At 58.8% G+C, this 16,942-nt stretch carries 16 protein-coding genes and 1 pseudogene; 13 read left to right on the forward strand and 4 right to left on the reverse strand.

Annotation, left to right across the window (positions count from 1 at the left end):
- Positions 1–53: 53 nt before the first annotated feature.
- The 6 genes from QE435_RS19115 to QE435_RS19140 are packed head-to-tail and all read left to right on the forward strand — an operon-like array spanning position 54 to position 6,446.
- On the forward strand, positions 54–1,022 hold the full coding sequence (locus QE435_RS19115) for a sugar ABC transporter permease (protein WP_349042342.1): 969 nt from the start codon (positions 54–56) through the stop codon (positions 1,020–1,022).
- Complete coding sequence (locus QE435_RS19120; protein WP_306932070.1) at positions 1,015–2,058, forward strand: carbohydrate ABC transporter permease; 1,044 nt, start codon at positions 1,015–1,017, stop codon at positions 2,056–2,058. The genes QE435_RS19115 and QE435_RS19120 overlap by 8 nt, the downstream gene beginning before the upstream one ends.
- 22 nt (positions 2,059–2,080) lie before the next feature.
- Positions 2,081–3,163 (forward strand): sn-glycerol-3-phosphate ABC transporter ATP-binding protein UgpC, encoded by a 1,083-nt coding sequence (gene ugpC / locus QE435_RS19125; protein ID WP_349042343.1) that lies wholly within the window; start codon positions 2,081–2,083, stop codon positions 3,161–3,163.
- A gap of 1 nt (position 3,164) precedes the next feature.
- Positions 3,165–4,889, forward strand: a complete 1,725-nt coding sequence (gene araD / locus QE435_RS19130; RefSeq protein WP_349042344.1) for an L-arabinonate dehydratase — start codon at positions 3,165–3,167, stop codon at positions 4,887–4,889.
- A 12-nt stretch (positions 4,890–4,901) separates the two neighbouring features.
- Positions 4,902–5,702 (forward strand): NAD(P)-dependent oxidoreductase, encoded by an 801-nt coding sequence (locus tag QE435_RS19135; RefSeq protein WP_349042345.1) that lies wholly within the window; start codon positions 4,902–4,904, stop codon positions 5,700–5,702.
- Positions 5,703–5,735: 33 nt separating this feature from the next.
- Positions 5,736–6,446: a ribonuclease activity regulator RraA gene (locus QE435_RS19140; protein ID WP_349042346.1), complete on the forward strand. Its 711-nt coding sequence runs from the start codon at positions 5,736–5,738 to the stop codon at positions 6,444–6,446.
- Between the two features lie 94 nt (positions 6,447–6,540).
- Here QE435_RS19140 and QE435_RS19145 read toward each other — a convergent pair whose 3' ends face one another.
- From QE435_RS19145 to QE435_RS19155, 3 genes are all read right to left on the reverse strand, one after another.
- The gene (locus QE435_RS19145) at positions 6,541–7,467 is read right to left on the reverse strand and encodes a Gfo/Idh/MocA family oxidoreductase (protein ID WP_349042347.1); all 927 of its coding nucleotides are present in this window, start codon (positions 7,465–7,467) and stop codon (positions 6,541–6,543) included.
- 99 nt (positions 7,468–7,566) lie between these two features.
- Positions 7,567–8,409, reverse strand: coding sequence for a polysaccharide deacetylase family protein (locus QE435_RS19150; protein WP_349042348.1), 843 nt, complete (start codon positions 8,407–8,409; stop codon positions 7,567–7,569).
- A gap of 96 nt (positions 8,410–8,505) precedes the next feature.
- Positions 8,506–10,389: an ABC-F family ATP-binding cassette domain-containing protein gene (locus QE435_RS19155; protein WP_349042349.1), complete on the reverse strand. Its 1,884-nt coding sequence runs from the start codon at positions 10,387–10,389 to the stop codon at positions 8,506–8,508.
- Between the two features lie 114 nt (positions 10,390–10,503).
- Here QE435_RS19155 and QE435_RS19160 point away from each other — a divergent pair, with 114 nt between their 5' ends.
- The 3 genes from QE435_RS19160 (at position 10,504) to ndk (ending at position 12,593) form a co-directional block, all read left to right on the forward strand.
- Positions 10,504–11,262 carry a hypothetical protein gene (locus tag QE435_RS19160; protein ID WP_349042350.1) on the forward strand — a complete coding sequence of 253 codons (759 nt, stop codon included), beginning with the start codon at positions 10,504–10,506 and terminating at the stop codon, positions 11,260–11,262.
- A 116-nt stretch (positions 11,263–11,378) separates the two neighbouring features.
- A complete protein-coding gene (locus QE435_RS19165; protein ID WP_306932085.1) occupies positions 11,379–12,068 on the forward strand; it encodes a glutathione S-transferase family protein in 690 nt (229 codons plus the stop codon).
- 102 nt (positions 12,069–12,170) lie between these two features.
- Positions 12,171–12,593: a nucleoside-diphosphate kinase gene (gene ndk, locus QE435_RS19170; protein WP_062425595.1), complete on the forward strand. Its 423-nt coding sequence runs from the start codon at positions 12,171–12,173 to the stop codon at positions 12,591–12,593.
- 154 nt (positions 12,594–12,747) lie between these two features.
- On the opposite strand, the gene QE435_RS19175 is transcribed toward ndk, so the two are convergent.
- Positions 12,748–13,278, reverse strand: a complete 531-nt coding sequence (locus QE435_RS19175) for an outer membrane protein assembly factor BamE (protein WP_349042351.1) — start codon at positions 13,276–13,278, stop codon at positions 12,748–12,750.
- 274 nt (positions 13,279–13,552) lie between these two features.
- On the opposite strand from QE435_RS19175, the pseudogene QE435_RS19180 reads away from it, so the two are divergent.
- The 4 genes and pseudogenes from QE435_RS19180 to QE435_RS19195 all read left to right on the forward strand — a co-directional run bounded on the left by QE435_RS19180 (position 13,553) and on the right by QE435_RS19195 (position 16,801).
- A pseudogene (locus QE435_RS19180) lies at positions 13,553–14,093 on the forward strand (ubiquinol-cytochrome C chaperone family protein).
- 8 nt (positions 14,094–14,101) lie between these two features.
- Positions 14,102–14,665: a DUF177 domain-containing protein gene (locus QE435_RS19185; RefSeq protein WP_349042352.1), complete on the forward strand. Its 564-nt coding sequence runs from the start codon at positions 14,102–14,104 to the stop codon at positions 14,663–14,665.
- Positions 14,666–14,764: 99 nt separating this feature from the next.
- Entirely contained in the window at positions 14,765–15,826 is a 1,062-nt protein-coding gene (plsX, locus tag QE435_RS19190) for a phosphate acyltransferase PlsX (protein WP_062425588.1), read from the forward strand.
- 3 nt (positions 15,827–15,829) lie between these two features.
- Positions 15,830–16,801, forward strand: coding sequence for a beta-ketoacyl-ACP synthase III (locus QE435_RS19195; protein ID WP_349042353.1), 972 nt, complete (start codon positions 15,830–15,832; stop codon positions 16,799–16,801).
- Positions 16,802–16,942: the final 141 nt, after the last annotated feature.

A 16,942-nucleotide genomic window follows, 5' to 3' on the forward strand; every position in this document is an offset into this window, starting at 1 on the left:
TCGCCTTCCGGCGCGACGCATCCCGTGCCGCGCCGGATCGAAGGAGGAGCCCCATGTATAAATTGATTGCGCCAGTGATGGGCATCGTCGAACTGCCATTCGCCTTCCTGCAGAAGGTTCTCGGGCATCGACGGATTGCCTGGGTGTTTCTCACCCCAAACCTCATTCTCTTTGCTGTCTTCGCATTTCTGCCGATCCTGCTGAACGTTGCCTATTCGGTGACGGGCACCGAGCAGATCATGCTTGCCGATCGCCCCTTCGTCGGCGGCGGGAATTTTCAGGCCCTGATGTCCTGCGGCAATTATCTCGATCCGAATTCCTGTCAGCAGGACCTCTTCTGGCGCTCGGTGTGGAACACGCTCCTCTTCGTCGTGCTTCAGGTGGGCTTCATGGTTGGCTTCTCGCTGATCACCGCCATCATCCTCAATCGCGATATCCGCGCCCGTGGTTTCTTCCGCGCCGTGTTCTTCTTCCCGGTGTTGCTGTCACCCGTCGTCGTGGCGCTGATCTGGAAGTGGATCTTGCAGCGCTTCGGCGTTCTCAATGCCGCGATGGAAGGTATGGGCTTGAGCTCTGTCGATTGGATGCTGGAAGCAAACCTGGCCTTCGGTTGGTCGGTCTTTCTGTCGGTTTGGGCGCATATGGGCTTCTACACGCTCATCCTGCTTGCCGGTCTGCAGGCGATCCCGCGTGATGTCTACGAGGCCGCCGAACTCGATAAGGCGAACCCTTGGCGCATCTTCCGCCGCATCACCATGCCGCTCCTGGCGCCGACCATGCTCGTCGTGCTGGTCCTGTCGCTGATCAAGGGCGTTCAGACCTTCGATGAAATTTTTGCCTTCACCGGCGGCGGTCCAGGCTCGGCGACGACCTTTATCATTCAATACATCTATCAGACCGGTTTTGCCGGAACGCCCCGCAATTTCGGCCTCGCGGCCGCAGCCTCGCTGCTTCTCGCCGCCGTTCTCGTGGTGCTGACCGCTCTGCAATTCCGGGCAAACAGGAGCAAGGTCGATGGCTAGGATCGGTGCATTTCTGACCCGCACGCGCGGCCGCAATGGCAAGCTGCATTGGACCGACTGGCTGTCCTATGCCTATCTTGGCTTGGCCGTCGTGATGATGTTCGGGCCGGTCGTCTGGCTCGTGCTATCGTCCTTCAAGACCGAAGCCGACCTGCAGCGCTTTCCCCCGCGTTTCTTGCCCTATTCGCAGGAGACTGTCGTGGTGGATGGACAGCAAGCACCGCTTCCCGCCTATACCACCAAGGACGGCCAGACGGTCGGCATGGTTCGTCGCATCGGCCTTGTCGCGCAGGTCATCGATCCCGCCAAGCCGACCGAAATCCAGAAGATGCCGTTCAACGAGTTGAAGCCCGCAGAGCGCGTGTCGCTGGCGACAGAAAACTACACAGAGCTTTTCCAGCGCTTCAACTTCCCGCTTTACTTCTGGAACTCGGTCTTCATCACGGTGACGTCCACCGTCATCATGCTGATCGTCAATTCCATGGCGGCCTTTGCCCTGTCGAAATACCAGTTCAAGGGCAGGGGTGCGGTTCTGGCCATGGTCGTCGGCACCTTGATGATCCCGCAGACGGTCGTGCTGGTGCCGCTCTTTCTCATCACCAGCCAGCTTGGCATGATCAACAGTCTCTGGGGTGTGATCATTCCCGGTGCCGCCACACCGACCGGCGTATTCCTGCTGCGTCAATATATGCTGACGATTCCCGATGAGATCCTCGACGCGGCACGCATGGATAAGGCCAGCGAGTGGAAGATCTATTGGCGCATCATCCTGCCGCTCTCCGCACCGGCACTGGCCGTGCTGGCGATCCTTGCGGTCATGTGGCGCTGGAACGACTTCCTCTGGCCGCTGATCGTTCTGACCCGCAACGACAATTTCACCCTGCAACTGGCACTGAATTCCTTCCAGGGAGAGATGTCGACGGAGTGGAGCAACCTGCTTGCCATGACCGTGCTGACGCTCGCGCCCATCGCGCTGGTCTTCATGTTCCTGCAAAAATACATCGCCACCGGCATCGCTTCGACGGGCGGCAAATAATCCTTCGGGAGGAGACACGACAATGGCAAGTATTGAGCTTCGTCAGGTCAAAAAGACATATGGCGCCCTCGATGTGATCAAGGGTATCGATCTCGATATCAAGCATGGCGAATTCTGCGTGTTCGTCGGACCGTCCGGCTGTGGCAAGTCGACGCTTCTGCGTATGATTTCCGGCCTGGAGGCCTTGAGCGGCGGCGATATCGTCATCGGCGGCGATGTCGTCAACACCGTGCCGGCAGCAGACCGCGGTCTTGCCATGGTGTTCCAGTCTTATGCCCTTTATCCGCATATGACCGTGCGCGAGAACCTTTCCTTCGGTCTTGAAAATATCGGCACGCCGAAAAAGGAGATCGCCGAGAAGATCGCCCAGGTCTCCAAAATGCTGCAGATCGATCAGCTTCTGGAGCGTCGTCCGAAGGACCTGTCGGGCGGGCAGCGTCAGCGCGTCGCAATCGGTCGCGCCGTCGTGCGTGAACCGCGCGTCTTCCTCTTCGATGAGCCACTGTCCAACCTCGACGCGGAGCTTCGCGTCGATATGCGCGGCGAAATCTCCGCTCTGCACAAGCGGCTCGGCAACACGATGATCTACGTGACCCACGATCAGGTGGAGGCCATGACCATGGCCGACAAGATCGCCGTGTTGCGCGCGGGTAAGCTGGAGCAGTTCGGCGTCCCGCTCGATCTCTACAATCGCCCGGCCAACATCTTCGTAGCAGGCTTTATCGGTTCGCCGAAGATGAACTTCTTTGCCGGGGAGGTGATTTCCGGACCGACGCCTCTGCTGAAGATCGCGACGGGAGAGCTCATACCGCTGCCGCAGACCGGCTTCACCTATGCGCCCGGCCAGAAGGTGACGCTCGGCATTCGTCCCAATCATGTGAAGCATGGCAGTGAGGGACCGCTCACCATGTCGGTGCGCACGGCAGAACAGCTGGGTGGCGAGTCCTACCTCTACGGCAATCTGGGCAATGGTATCCCGGTGACGCTGCATCTGTCCGGGCAGACGTCGACCGCTGCCGGCGAGGTGATCCGCATGTCCGCGCCGCTCGAGCACATTCATCTTTTCGATACGACGAGCGGCGTGACGCTCAAGCAGGACGTTTGACATGACCGAGAAAAAGCTCCGCTCCGCCCGCTGGTTCGCTCCAGACGATCTCCGCAGCTTTGGCCACCGCTCCCGCATGATGCAGCTCGGCTATTCCGAAGAGGATTTTGCCGGCAAGCCGGTGATCGGCATTCTCAATACGTGGTCGGAGCTAAACACCTGTCACTCGCATTTTCCCGAACGCGTGAAGGACGTGAAGCGCGGCGTGCTTCAGGCAGGCGGCTTTCCGGTCGAAATGCCGTCGCTCTCCGTCGACGAAAGCTTCACCAAGCCAACCTCCATGCTCTACCGCAACATGCTGGCGATGGAGACGGAGGAGATGATCCGATCCCACCCGCTCGATGGCGTAGTGCTGATGGGCGGTTGTGACAAGACCACACCCGGTCTCGTCATGGGAGCGATCTCCGCTGGCGTGCCGATGATCTATCTGCCCGCTGGCCCGATGTTGAGCGGCAACTATGCCGGCAAGACGCTCGGCTCAGGTTCCGACGCCTGGAAGTATTGGGATGAGCGTCGTGCAGGGAACGTAACCGATGAGGAGTGGCGCGGCGTCCAGGGCGGCATCGCACGCTCTGCCGGTGTCTGCATGACCATGGGCACGGCTTCCACCATGACCGCGATTGCCGATGCGCTGGGTCTGACGCTGCCGGGCGCATCTTCGATCCCTGCCGTGGACTCAGCTCATCTGCGCATGTCCGCGGCCTGCGGGCGTCGCATCGTGGAAATGGTGAGCGAGGACCTGACGCCGAACAAGATTTTGAGCGCGGCCGCGTTCCGCAATGCGGCGATCGTTGCCATGGCCACCGGCTGCTCCACCAACGCCGTCGTGCATCTGATCGCCATGGCCAGGCGCGCAGGCGTGCCGATGACGCTGGACGAGCTGGATGCGCTCGGTCGTGTGACACCACTGATTGCCAATGTCCGCCCCTCGGGCAAGGACTATCTGATGGACGACTTCTACTTTGCCGGAGGTCTGCGCGCACTGATGAAGCAGATCGAAAGCCGTCTCGATTGTTCGGTACTGACGGTGACGGGCCGGAGCATGGGCGAAAACCTGGAAGGCGCAAAGGTCTATAATGACGATGTCATTCGCTCGCTCGACAATCCTGTCTATGCCGAGGGTTCTCTTGCCGTGCTGCGCGGCAATCTCTGCCCGGACGGCGCCGTGATCAAGCCTGCGGCCAGTGATCCCAAATTTCATGTGCATGAAGGTCCCGCACTCGTCTTCGACAGCTATCCCGAAATGAAGGCGGCCATCGATGATGAAAATCTTGACGTCACCCCCGATCATGTTCTGGTGCTGCGCAATGCAGGCCCATTGGGCGGCCCGGGCTTTCCCGAATGGGGCATGCTGCCGATCCCCAAAGCGCTGATCAAGAAGGGTCACCGCGATATGGTACGCATTTCTGACGCCCGTATGTCTGGCACCTCCTACGGCGCCTGCGTGCTGCATGTCGCGCCGGAAAGCTTTGTTGGCGGCCCGCTCGCGCTTCTGAAGACGGGTGATATCGTCCGCCTCGATCTGCCCGCACGTCGCCTCGACATGTTGGTGAGCGAAGAGGAGATCGAAAGCCGCCGCGCCGCCTGGCAGCCACCAGCGCCGCGTTATGAGCGTGGCTATGGCTATCTCTTCTCCAAGCACGTGACCCAGGCGAATGAGGGTTGCGACTTCGACTTCCTCCAGACGGATTTCGGCCGCAGCGCTGGCGAGCCGGACATCTTCTAAAGGGTTGGGCAGATGATGAAGCGTTTGCTGATCACAGGTGCTGGCGGCCAACTGGGCAGAATGCTGCGCGGGCGGCTCGGCCATATCGCCGAAATCGTCCGCCTGTCGGATCTGGTGGAGATTGCCGCGCCCGCCGGACCGCATGAGGAAGTAATTCGCTGCGCGCTGGAGGATGCTGAGGCCGTCAACGATCTGGTGAAGGATTGCGATGGCATCGTTCATCTGGGCGGTATTTCGGTCGAGAAAGCATATGACCCGATTGAGGACGCCAATCTGCGCGGGGTCTACAATCTCTATGAGGCGGCGCGGGCAAACGGAAAGCCACGCATTCTCTTCGCTTCGACCAACCACACGATCGGCTACTATCCCCAAGGGACCAAGCTTACGCCGGATATGCCCTTCCTGCCGGATGGTCTTTACGGCGTGTCGAAGATTTTCGGGGAGGCGATGGCGAGCCTTTACCACTCCAAGTTCGGCCAGGAGACGGCGATCGTCCGGATCGGCTCCTGCACCGAAAAGCCGATGGACTGGCGCATGCTCTCCACCTGGCTCAGCCATGATGATTTCGTCTCGCTGATCGAGGCCGTCTTCCGAGTGCCGGAGCTTGGCTGCCCGGTCATCTGGGGCGTGTCTGCCAATGACGATGCCTGGTGGGACAACTCTCATGTCGATTTTCTCGGCTGGCAGCGCCGCGACAATGCTGCGCGCTATCGTGAGGAGATCGAACGGACTGTGCCACGCCCCGATCCGGATGCGGCCATCGCAAAATATCAGGGCGGCGTCTTCATCGACGAACCCATTCACAAGGCTTGAAAAGCCTTCATCCGTCACGACGAGGAGAATAAAATGAACAGCGAAACCCGCGAAAAATTATCGACGATTTCCGTCGCGACCTTGGCAACGGCGCTTTACAAGCGCGGCCTGCGCAATCAGGTCATTCAGGGCGTGCGGCCGCTTGGCCACAAGGGCAAGAACATGGTGGGTCCGGCTTTCACGCTGCGCTACATGCCAGCACGCGAGGATCGAAACCAACTCGTCGAATTCCGCAATCCTGCCCATCCGCAGCGCGTGGCCATCGAAACCTGCCCTCCGGGTCACGTGCTTGTCATGGATAGCCGCAAGGATGCAAGTGCTGCCTCTGCTGGCGATATTCTCGTCACCCGCCTGATGGTGCGCGGCGGTGCCGGCATTGTCACCGATGGCGGCTTCCGCGATGCGGCGACCATTGCCGAGCTGGATATCCCGGCCTACCACACCCGTCCGTCGAGCCCCACGAACCTCACCAAGCACGAAGCGATCGAGATCAACGGTCCGATCGGCTGCGGCGATGCGCCGGTCTTCCCGGGCGACATCATTGTCGGCGATGCCGACTGCGTTATCGTCATCCCCGCCGGGATTGCCGACGAAGTGGCAAACGAAGCCGTAGAAATGACGGCTTACGAAGATTTCGTGGTGGAACGGGTCAAGGCTGGCGAAACGATCATCGGCCTTTATCCTTGCACGAAGGATGAGCACCAGACCGCCTTCGCCGCATGGCGAAAGGAGAATGGTCGCTGACGCTTGGGCAAAGCCCTAAGCAAGGGCGCTCAGTAGAAAATGGCCGGGTTGTCCGGCCATTTGTTTATCGGTGTAAACTCTTCATCGACCGCTATCAGTCGTAGAAGGAATCCACGAACTTGTGGCGACCGAGCAGGAATGCGTCTGCGACGTGGGTCAGCGGTGCGAGATCGACATCGGACGTCTTGGCCTTGATGATCTCGGCGAAGCGCTCGTACAGGGCAGGGTATTCGCGCTCCGGCTCTGCAAATGTCAGTTCGCCATTGATCGAAAGCTTCGCGCCGCCTTCGGACAGAACCATCTGACCGGCTTCTGTCTCGGCGACGATATCCCAGCTCTGCTTGCCCGTCTGGCGCCAGTCGAACTCGGCATGCACCGGCATCTTCGTCACGTCGGAGAAGTGGATATCGGCGGCAATCGGTGCGTCGCGATTTTCCGGGAATTCCAGCGTGGCCTTGGTGATAAATAGCGCGCGCGGCAGGATATGGGTGATGATCGACAGCGCATTGATGCCGGGGTCGAAGACACCGAGACCGCCAGCCTGCCAGATCCATTCCTGGTTCGGGTGCCAGTGGCGCACATCTTCCTTCCAGATGACATGAACGCTGTTGATCTTGGTGGATGCCAGAAAGCTCTTTGCTGCTTCGACAGCCGGAGCGTAGCGCGAATGCCAGCTTGCAAACAGCGAAAGACCCTTTGAGTCCGCCAGGCGAACGAGATCCTGCACTTCCGAAAGGGTCGCACCGGGCGGCTTTTCAAGGAACACATGCTTACCAGCGTTGAGCGCCGTATAGGCAGCCTCGTAGCGATATTGCGGCGGCATGCAGAGCGACACGGCGGTGACGTCCGGCACGGCTCCGATCAGTTCCTCGATCGTGTGATAGGACGGGACGCCTTCGACGGTACCATGGCGGCTGGCCGTCGCGATAAGCTCGAAATCCGCATTGGCGGCAATGGCTGGAAGATGCTGGTCGCGAACGATTTTGCCGACGCCGACGATGGCAAGCTTGATGGCTGACATGCTTTTAAGACCCGTGTGATGCTCTAAAAATAATACTTTATGCCTTGTATCAGAAACAGACGGGCGGGCAAGCCGTTGCTCGGTGCCGTCACCGCAAAATCAGCTTGTGGATGCGACGAGCAGCGGCTTGTGGGCTGGCTTCTTGTAGACAAGATGCACCACCTTGTAGCCTTCGGCTTTCAACTGGGTCAGCAGAGCGGGTAGCATGGTTGCTGTTCGCTTGTGGATGTCATGCATCAGGATGATACCGCTGCCACGATGTCGGAGGGCGGCAATCGTGCGGGACGCGACGACGGCAGGTGTATCGGAGAAATAATCCTTGGAATCGACCTGGACGTCCATGATGACGAGACCGCGCTCGGACACCATGTGCCGGAGGTTGCGATTGTCCGACAGGTAAGGGAAGCGGAAGAACATCGCATCCGTCTCCGTTGCCTTAGCGACGGCCTTTTCACCCTTTGCCACTTCCGCCAGCGCCCGGTCGAAGGTCAGGTTGCGCAGGTTCGGATGGCTGAAGGTGTGGCTGCCGATTGTATGCCCTTCCGCAACGACTTTCTTGGCGATGTCTGGATAGGTCTGTGCCATTTCGCCAACCATGAGGAAGGTGGCCTTCACGCCGAACTCGTCCAACGTTGCGAGAATCCGCTCTGTCTTGCCCGGCACCGGGCCATCGTCGAAGCTCAACACGACTTCCTTATTGGCAAGCGCGATGTCTTTCAGCGACGATACTTCTATGTCCCGGCCAGCAAGCCCCATCGGGTTGCGTGGACGCATCCATGCCGCTGGCGACAGCGCAATCGGATCATGTGGGCCTGCCGCTGGCTTCTCCGGCATCGTCGCGGCAAAGGAGCTTTTCAGCGACCCTTCCGCCTGCGGCTTGCCTGCGCAACTGGAAAGGCACAGCGCAAGGGCTGCGGACACGAAGAGTGAGGAGAGGCGCATGAAAAGCTCGGCAAATCAGGGGTGACGTTGTTGCCGAGCTTTCTCTGATTATGGTTAACGGCGCGTTACTTCGCGTCCTGGAAAGTAACGTTTCATTTATCCAGCCATGGCGTCTTCATATTCACTGGACAGCAAGAGCCACTGCTCTTCCGCGGCAGACAGTTTCGCTGCGGCTTCACCGCGCTGCTTTACCTTCTCCGCTGCCTTGGCAGGGGCCTTTTCATAAAGCGTCGGATCGGCGAGCTCCGTATCGAGCGCTTGAATCTGCTTCTCAAGCTTTGCCGTCAAGGATTCGATTTCGTTGATCTTTTTCTTCAGCGGTGCAAGCTGGGCGCGCTTTTCGGCATTGGCTTTGCGCTGATCGGCCTTGGATGCCTGATCGCTCGCGGCATCCACCTTCTCGTCCTTCTTCTTGCCGGACGCGATGACGATGTCGCGATACTCTTCCATATCGCCTTCGAAGCTCGTCACCGTGCCATTGTTCACCAGCCAGAGACGGTCAACGGTTGCTTCGATGAGATGCCGGTCGTGCGAAATCAGGATGACGGCGCCGTCGTAATCGTTCAGGGCCTCGATCAGCGCGCGACGGCTGTCGATGTCCAGATGGTTGGTCGGTTCATCGAGGATTAGCAGGTTCGGCGCGTGGAAGGCGGCAAGGCCCATCAGCAGACGCGCCTTTTCTCCACCGGACAGATCCTTGGCAGCGGTCGACATCTTTTCCGTCGCAAGGCCCATCTGCGCCACACGTGAACGCACCTGTGCTTCCGCCGCCTGCGGCATCAGCTTGCGCACATGCTCCACCGGCGTTTCGTTGGGCACCAGATCATCCAGCTGGTGCTGAGCAAAGAAGCCGATCTTGAGGCCCGGCGCGACACGCAGATCGCCTGCCTGTGCGGGCAGGCGGCCGGAAATGAATTTGGCGAATGTGGACTTGCCGTTGCCGTTGGAGCCGAGCAGCGCAATGCGATCGTCATTGTCGATGCGGAGATTCAGACCTTTGAGAATCGGCTTGCCCGGTTCGTAACCGACGACACCGCCCTGAATGGCGACGATGGGCGAGGCGGGCTGCTTTTCCGGTTCCGGAAAGGTAATCGGCTGGACATGATCTTCGATAACGGCGGCGACGGTTCCCATCCGCTCCAGCGCCTTGATGCGGCTCTGCGCCTGCTTGGCCTTGGAGGCCTTATAGCGGAAGCGGTCGATATAGCTCTGCAGATGCTTGCGCGCCGCATCGCTCTTGGCCTTTGCCTTCATCTGCAACTCGTCGGCTTCCGCCTTCTGCCGTTCGAAGGAATCATAGCCGCCGCGATAGAAGGTCAGCTTCTTCTGATCGAGATGAATGATCGAGTTGACCGCGTTGTTCAGAAGATCGCGGTCATGGCTGATGATGATGACGGTGTGCGGATAGCGGCGGATATAGTCTTCCAGCCAGAGCGTGCCTTCCAGATCGAGATAGTTGGTCGGTTCGTCGAGCAGCAGCAGATCTGGCTCGGCGAAGAGAACCGAGGCGAGCGCCACACGCATGCGCCAGCCACCGGAAAAGGAGGAGGCGGGGCGCAACTGCGCCTCCTGATCGAAGCCGAGACCGGCGAGAATGGCCGATGCGCGCGCTTCCGCCGAATGCGCGTCGATGTCGACAAGCCGCATCTGGATTTCGGCGATCCTGTTCGGATCGGTTGCGGTTTCCGCTTCCCGCAACAGCGCAGCCCGTTCCTTGTCGGCAGCAAGCACGATGGAGATCAACGAATCCTCTGTGCCTGGCGCCTCCTGCGCCACCTGGCCGATGCGCGCATGCTTTGGAATGGTGACGCTGCCGCTTTCAGAGCCGAGATCGCCGGTGATGACGCGAAAGAGCGTCGATTTTCCCGCGCCATTGCGCCCTACGAGACCAGCCTTCACGCCATCGGGCAGTGAGACACTGGCATTGTCGAGAAGCAGGCGGCCTGCGATACGGGCGGAAAGGTCGGTAATCGTAATCATGCCAGCCTTTTGGCCGAGTTTCCCGGAGCTTGCAAGATGGGACAGAGGCAAGCCCCGCGCCATCATGGCCTTCTAAATGGAGGAGGTTGCCATGCCGTCACGAAGAACCCATTCATGAGCCGAATTCTCCAACCCATCTTGAACCTTGTCAGGCTCGTCCTTTCTCAGGCGATCGTGCTTTGTGGTTTCGTCCTTGTGCAGCGCATGGGCTGGCGGCCGCCACTCGGTCTTTTCGAAATCCTGCTGATTCAGGGTGTGCTCTCGGCGCTGATCGGCCGGCTTATTGGCCTTTGGTGGTTCTGGGTGCCGGTGCAAATTCTGCTGCCCTTTGCCGTCGTTTACAATGACGCCGTGCCAGCCTGGGCCTATGGCGTTGCCTTTATCGCCTGCGTGCTGGTCTTCTGGAATGGTGCGAAGGAGCAGGTGCCATTCTACATGACCAATCGCCAGACTTGGAAGGCGATCGGCGATCTTGTGGCGCGGCAAAATGCTCGCCGCGTGGCCGATCTGGGCAGTGGTACCGGCGGCATCGTCACCTTCCTTGCAAAGCACCATCCCACCGTTCAGGTGGATGGTTATGAGACGGCGCCGCTCCTCACATTGGTCTCCAAGCTCTGGGTCGCGCTGATCCGGCGGCCCAATGCGGCAATCCGTTACAAAAGCCTGTGGGATGCAGACCTCTCTCAATATGATGTCGTCTACTGCTTCCTGTCCCCGGTGCCGATGCCCGGCCTGTATGAAAAAGCGAAGTCGGAGATGCGTTCTGGAACGATCCTCGTCTCGAACAGTTTCGAGGTCCCGGGCGTCGCCCCGCTTGACATCCTGAAGGTTGATGACGCCCGCCAAACGAAGCTGTTTCTGTATCGCTTCTAACCGCGTCTCCACGACGGAGTTCTCACTTCAAACTCTGTGATGGCAGATATGAAGTCTGGTGGTTTGATTTTCGCCGCATCAGCCTGTTCAATGGTGTGAGAAAAACAGGAGTGACCATGTCGATTACGCTTTACACGCTTTGCGGCCGTGACATCAGCCGTCCGTTTTCGCCCCATTGCTGGAAGACGGTTCTGTCGCTGGCGCACAAGGGGCTGGATTTCGAGGAGCGTCCGCTCGCCTTCACCGCCATTCCCGGCATCGAAAACGGCTTTTCGAAAACCGTACCGGTTCTGCGCGATGGCGACAGGCTGGTAAAGGACAGCTTCGACATCGCGGTTTATCTCGATGAGGCCTATCCTGATCAGCCATCGCTCTTCAACGGGGAGGGCGGCAAAGCGCTTTCCCGCTTCGTCGAAAGCTGGTCGCAGACGCAACTCCATCCGGCTATCGTCAGGATCGCGCTTCTCGATATTCATGACATGCTGGATGATCAGGATCAGGCCTATTTCCGCGAGAGCCGGACAAAAGCGCTGGGTGCCGCATTGGAAGAGGTGATCGCGGAGCGTGATGCAGAGATTGCAGCTTTTCCCGCACGTCTGGAGCCGATCCGTAAGATGCTCGGCCGTCAGCCGTTCCTCGGAGGCGAGAGCCCGCTCTTTGCCGACTATATCGTCTTCGGTGCGCTTCAGTGGTCTAGGGTCGCCAGCGGCGTCGATCTCTTTGGCGCGAAGGATCCGGTGCGCGACTGGTTCGAGCGCTGCCTCGATCTGCATGGCGCAAAGGGGCGCAGTGTGACAGCGGCGTGAAATGTCGCTCGGCGCATGCCAATTACGGAAAGCCCCCTTGTTTTCGGGCCTTTGGGCGGGTAAACACCGCCCACTTTCTTTCTATGACAAGGAACCGCAATAATGGCGATTGAACGCACATTCTCGATGATCAAGCCGGACGCAACCAAGCGTAACCTCACTGGTGCCATCACCAAGGTTTTTGAAGAAAACGGCCTGCGCGTCATCGCATCCAAGCGCGTCTGGATGAGCAAGCGCGAAGCAGAAGGCTTCTACGCCGTTCACAAGGAACGCCCTTTCTTCGGCGAACTGGTTGAAGGCATGACCTCTGGCCCGACCATCGTTCAGGTTCTGGAAGGCGAAAACGCCATCCTCAAGAACCGCGAAATCATGGGCGCGACCAACCCTGCACAGGCAGCAGAAGGCACGATCCGCAAGACCTTCGCTCTCTCCATCGGCGAGAACTCGGTTCACGGTTCCGACGCTCCGGAAACCGCTGCCCAGGAAATCGCCTACTGGTTCGCTGAAACCGAAATCGTTGGCTGATTAATCGGCTGCAACGCTGAATGAATTGAAAAGCGGGGTCGGCAACGGCCCCGTTTTTTATTGTGCTTACGCAGGCGGCGCCCGCACCGTAAAGCGGGCATAAAAAAACCGGGCGCCATGCACCCGGTTTTTGATCTGGAAACAGTTGGCCGTCTTAGAAGACGCTGTTGTTGCCGCCGAGCATGCTCTTGGCGATACCGGCACCGGCGGGGCCACCCGATAGCAGCTGTTGAAGGAAGGTGAGGTCCCTGCCGCCCGTAGGGGTCGTGCGTGAGATTGTGTCGAACACCTTACCGTCCTGAAGCGTGTAGTTTGCCTTCTGCGCAACGATACCGTTCTTGTCGAAGTAGATGGCCAGGATGTTCTGCTCGACGAGCTGCGGCTTCATGAAGGCCGCTTTGCGAACGCGCTTCTGCGAGATGTAGTAGAACACCTCATTGCCGAAGGTCGCCGTAGTCGATGGTGTGCCCATGGTCAGCAGCACCTGTTCGCGGCTGGAGCCGACAGGGATCAGTTGCAGCGACTGCTCGTCCAGCACATAGCCGTTGTGGAAGACATCCGTGGTGCTGGAGCAGGCTGTCAGCAGGCTCGAGGCAACAACAACGGCGATAGCGGCTTTGCTCAGAAACTTGGTCTTGCCCGCCGACTTCTGCTTGTTCACCTGCGTTTCCCCGACTGCGATCATGAATGGCACCTTCCGGCATTGCGTGTCGTACCGCTTCTGTACACACGATTATGTCAATCCGGGGACAGAAATTCCCCGTTTCACCATGGAATGCAACATGTTTCAGAAATCGGCACCGCCTCCTGGCGCCTCTCCTTGACTGTTTCAGCACGATGATGAACGTGACTGACACGGCATTGCAATTCTCGGATGCTTCGGTAAACCAGCTTTGACGATCATGCAACAAGTGCGATGGACGAGAGGTGATTTCGTCGGTCGATATCCGGATTTTTCGATGGTTTTTGGGCTTTTCAGAAAGAAAAACAACAATCGCGCCATCGTTGACCGTCAATATTTGATATTGACCCAGGCCGCTCGCCAGCCGGGCTTCTATCTGCATATGGGCATTCCGGACACGGTCATGGGCCGTTTCGAAATGCTGGCGGTCGTCATGATTCTGTATTTCCGCCGCACCAAAAGCGCATCGGTCACGCGGTCAGGAAATTGCCCAGGAGATCGTCGACGCCTTCTTCCAGGATCTCGATCATTCGATGCGGGAGCTGGGGATCGGCGACCAGGGTGTGCCGAAGCGGATGAAGAAATTTGCAGGCATGTTTTATGGCAGGCTGGAATCTTATGTCGCCGCAATCGATGGCGCGGATGCCGATGCACTTGCAGCAGCACTCCGTCGCAATATATATCCCCAGGCAGATGAGACCGCGCCGGATATGCGCGCTCTTGCGAAATGGATGATGTCGGCGTCTGAGATGCTGTCTGCGCAGCCGGAGGACGCTGTGGCGACGGGAACGGTCACGCTGCCTTCACCGGATTTGTGAGGTTTTCAATGAAGTCGCCCCATGTCGCCAATGATGACGCGCCCTTTTCCTATCCCGTCAAGGTAGGTCATATTTCTGCCAATCCGGTCAGGATTGGTCTCGAGGCCAGCCCGGAAGAGCTGAAGGCGCTGGCAAAATTCTGGGATGTCCTGTCGGTGGATTATCTCAAGAGCGAATTGCAGGTCACCCGTTGGAAAAGGGACGGGATCAGGATCAAGGGTCAGATGCAGGCCGGTATCACGCAGGCTTGTGTGGTCACGCTTGAGCCCGTGCCGAGCGTGATCGATGAGAAGGTCGAGCAGATTTTCGTGCCTGAAGGCTCGAAACTCGCGCGCCTGACGACGAATGAAGACGGTGAGATCGTGCTCGATCCGGACGGTCCGGATATTCCCGATCAATTTGTCGGTGATACGATCGACGTCGGTGTGGTTGTTGCGGAATTCGCGGCGCTTGCGATTGATCCCTATCCGCGAAAAGCCGGTATCGACTTTGACGGATATGGCGATGAGACGCCGGCAGAAGACAAAAAACCTTCGCCCTTTGCGGTGTTGAAAGATTGGAAAAAAGACTGAATGCCTTCGTAAGAAGCGAACAATTCGGTTGTAAGGCTGGGCGGAAACGGTATTTTCGCCCGAAAAACACCGCACGGCGGTCAGAAGGATCAGGGACGAGTGATCAGAATAGCAATTGACGTCATGGGCGGGGACCACGGCCCTGATGTTGTCATACCCGGTGCGGCAAAGGCACTCGAGCGGCACAACGACGTGACATTCCTGCTCTACGGGCAGAAGAGCAAGTGCGATCCTATTCTGGCGCAATATCCCCGTCTGATGGAGAAGTCCGAATTCTTCGATTGCGAAGTGTCGGTCGCCATGGATGAAAAGCCGAGCCAGGCGCTTCGCCGCGGTCGTTACGTGTCCAGCATGTGGCGTGCCATCGAAGCGGTTAAGGTGGGCGAGGCTGATGTGGCCGTTTCGGCTGGCAACACCGGCGCGTTGATGGCCATGGCGAAATTCTGTTTGCGCACCATGGCGCGGATCGAGCGTCCGGCGATTGCCGGCATCTGGCCCACCCTGCGCGGCGAAAGCATCGTCCTCGATATCGGTGCGACGATTGGTGCGGATTCGCAGCAGCTCTTGGATTTTGCCCTGATGGGCGGCGCCATGGCGCGCGCGCTGTTTGACGTCGATCGCCCGACGGTGGGCCTTCTCAATGTCGGTGTCGAAGAGGTCAAGGGTCAGGAAGAGGTGCGCGAAGCCGGTCGCCTGATCCGTGAGGCCGATCTTGCCACCATCGATTACCGCGGCTTCGTCGAAGGTGACGATATCGGCAAGGGCACGGTCGATGTGGTCGTCACCGAAGGCTTTACCGGCAATATCGCGCTGAAGGCTGCAGAAGGCACCGCGCGACAGATCACCACGCTGCTGCGCGAAGCGATCTCCCGCAGCTTTATTGCGAAGATCGGTTATCTTCTCGCCAAGAGCGCATTCGATGTGCTGCGGGAGAAGATGGACCCCCGCAAGGTCAATGGCGGCGTGTTCCTGGGACTTAACGGCATCGTCATCAAGAGCCATGGCGGCACGGATGCACTCGGCTTCGCATCGGCCATCGATGTGGGCTACGACATGGTGCATAATGGCCTGACCGCCAAGATCGAAAATGATTTGAAAGCATACCACGCAAGAAGACTTCCGCCTCCGGCGCCAGAAGCTCTCGTGGTTGATGAGGAATAACCAATGATCCGCTCTATTGTACGCGGCTTCGGAGCGGCGCTCCCGAAGCGGGTTGTGACGAACCAGGAAATCGAAGGCATCGTCGAGACCTCGGACGAATGGATCGTTCAACGCACCGGCATCAAGCAGCGCTACATTGCAGGCGAGGGCGAGACATCCGCATCGCTCGGCGAGGCTGCGGCGCGCGCGGCATTGGAAAATGGCGGGCTGAAGCCTGAAGACATCGACCTCATCATCGTTGCCACATCGACACCCGACAATACATTTCCCGCGACAGCGGTGAACATCCAGAACCGCCTTGGCATCACTGGCGGGTTTGCTTTTGACGTTCAGGCCGTTTGCTCCGGCTTCGTCTATGCGATGGCAACCGCCGATCTCTACATTCGTGGCGGTATGGCAAAACGCGTGCTCGTCATCGGTGCGGAAACCTTCTCGCGCATTCTCGACTGGAAGGATCGCACCACCTGCGTTCTCTTCGGCGATGGTGCCGGTGCGGTTATTCTGGAAGCAGGCGAAGGTGAGGGCAAGACGTCCGACCGCGGCGTGCTGACCTCCAATCTGCGTTCGGATGGCTCGCACAAGGAAAAGCTTTACGTCGATGGTGGCCCGTCGACGACTGGTACCGTAGGCCATCTGCGCATGGAGGGCCGTGAGGTCTTCAAGCATGCCGTCGGCATGATTACCGACGTCATCGAGGCAGCTTTCGAGGCAACCGGCACGACGGCAGACGATCTGGATTGGCTCGTTCCGCATCAGGCGAATCGTCGCATCATCGATGGCTCTGCAAAGAAGCTCGGCATTCCGCTTGAGAAGGTGGTTGTCACCGTGGATCTGCACGGAAACACCTCCGCGGCCTCCATCCCCTTGGCGCTCGCAACCGCTGCAGCCGATGGGCGCATCAAGCAGGGCGATCTCGTCATGCTGGAAGCGATGGGCGGCGGCTTCACCTGGGGTTCGGTGCTTCTGCGCTGGTAACGTGTCGGTGACGATTTAAAGCATCTTCCCGAAAATCGGACTCGATTTTCGGAAAAGCACGATATGTAAATTCAAAAGGGTAAAGTGTCTTTTGTGCGTCCAACAGGACGCACGGCGCTTTAACGTAAGCCCTTGCCATCA

Source organism: Agrobacterium sp. SORGH_AS 787, from assembly GCF_030819035.1.
Classification (GTDB): Bacteria; Pseudomonadota; Alphaproteobacteria; order Rhizobiales; family Rhizobiaceae; genus Agrobacterium; species Agrobacterium larrymoorei_B.

Bases quoted from the DNA above. Each gene is read 5' to 3' on its own strand.
- QE435_RS19140 (WP_349042346.1), top strand. From the start codon at position 5,736: ATGAACAGCGAAACCCGCGAAAAATTATCGACGATTTCCGTCGCGACC.
- QE435_RS19145 (WP_349042347.1), bottom strand. From the start codon at position 7,467: ATGTCAGCCATCAAGCTTGCCATCGTCGGCGTCGGCAAAATCGTTCGC.
- QE435_RS19150 (WP_349042348.1), bottom strand. From the start codon at position 8,409: ATGCGCCTCTCCTCACTCTTCGTGTCCGCAGCCCTTGCGCTGTGCCTT.
- QE435_RS19120 (WP_306932070.1), top strand. From the start codon at position 1,015: ATGGCTAGGATCGGTGCATTTCTGACCCGCACGCGCGGCCGCAATGGC.
- ugpC (WP_349042343.1), top strand. From the start codon at position 2,081: ATGGCAAGTATTGAGCTTCGTCAGGTCAAAAAGACATATGGCGCCCTC.
- QE435_RS19195 (WP_349042353.1), top strand. From the start codon at position 15,830: ATGATCCGCTCTATTGTACGCGGCTTCGGAGCGGCGCTCCCGAAGCGG.
- QE435_RS19115 (WP_349042342.1), top strand. From the start codon at position 54: ATGTATAAATTGATTGCGCCAGTGATGGGCATCGTCGAACTGCCATTC.
- QE435_RS19175 (WP_349042351.1), bottom strand. From the start codon at position 13,278: ATGATCGCAGTCGGGGAAACGCAGGTGAACAAGCAGAAGTCGGCGGGC.
- QE435_RS19165 (WP_306932085.1), top strand. From the start codon at position 11,379: ATGTCGATTACGCTTTACACGCTTTGCGGCCGTGACATCAGCCGTCCG.
- QE435_RS19160 (WP_349042350.1), top strand. From the start codon at position 10,504: ATGAGCCGAATTCTCCAACCCATCTTGAACCTTGTCAGGCTCGTCCTT.
- QE435_RS19155 (WP_349042349.1), bottom strand. From the start codon at position 10,389: ATGATTACGATTACCGACCTTTCCGCCCGTATCGCAGGCCGCCTGCTT.
- QE435_RS19135 (WP_349042345.1), top strand. From the start codon at position 4,902: ATGATGAAGCGTTTGCTGATCACAGGTGCTGGCGGCCAACTGGGCAGA.
- araD (WP_349042344.1), top strand. From the start codon at position 3,165: ATGACCGAGAAAAAGCTCCGCTCCGCCCGCTGGTTCGCTCCAGACGAT.
- QE435_RS19185 (WP_349042352.1), top strand. From the start codon at position 14,102: ATGAAGTCGCCCCATGTCGCCAATGATGACGCGCCCTTTTCCTATCCC.
- ndk (WP_062425595.1), top strand. From the start codon at position 12,171: ATGGCGATTGAACGCACATTCTCGATGATCAAGCCGGACGCAACCAAG.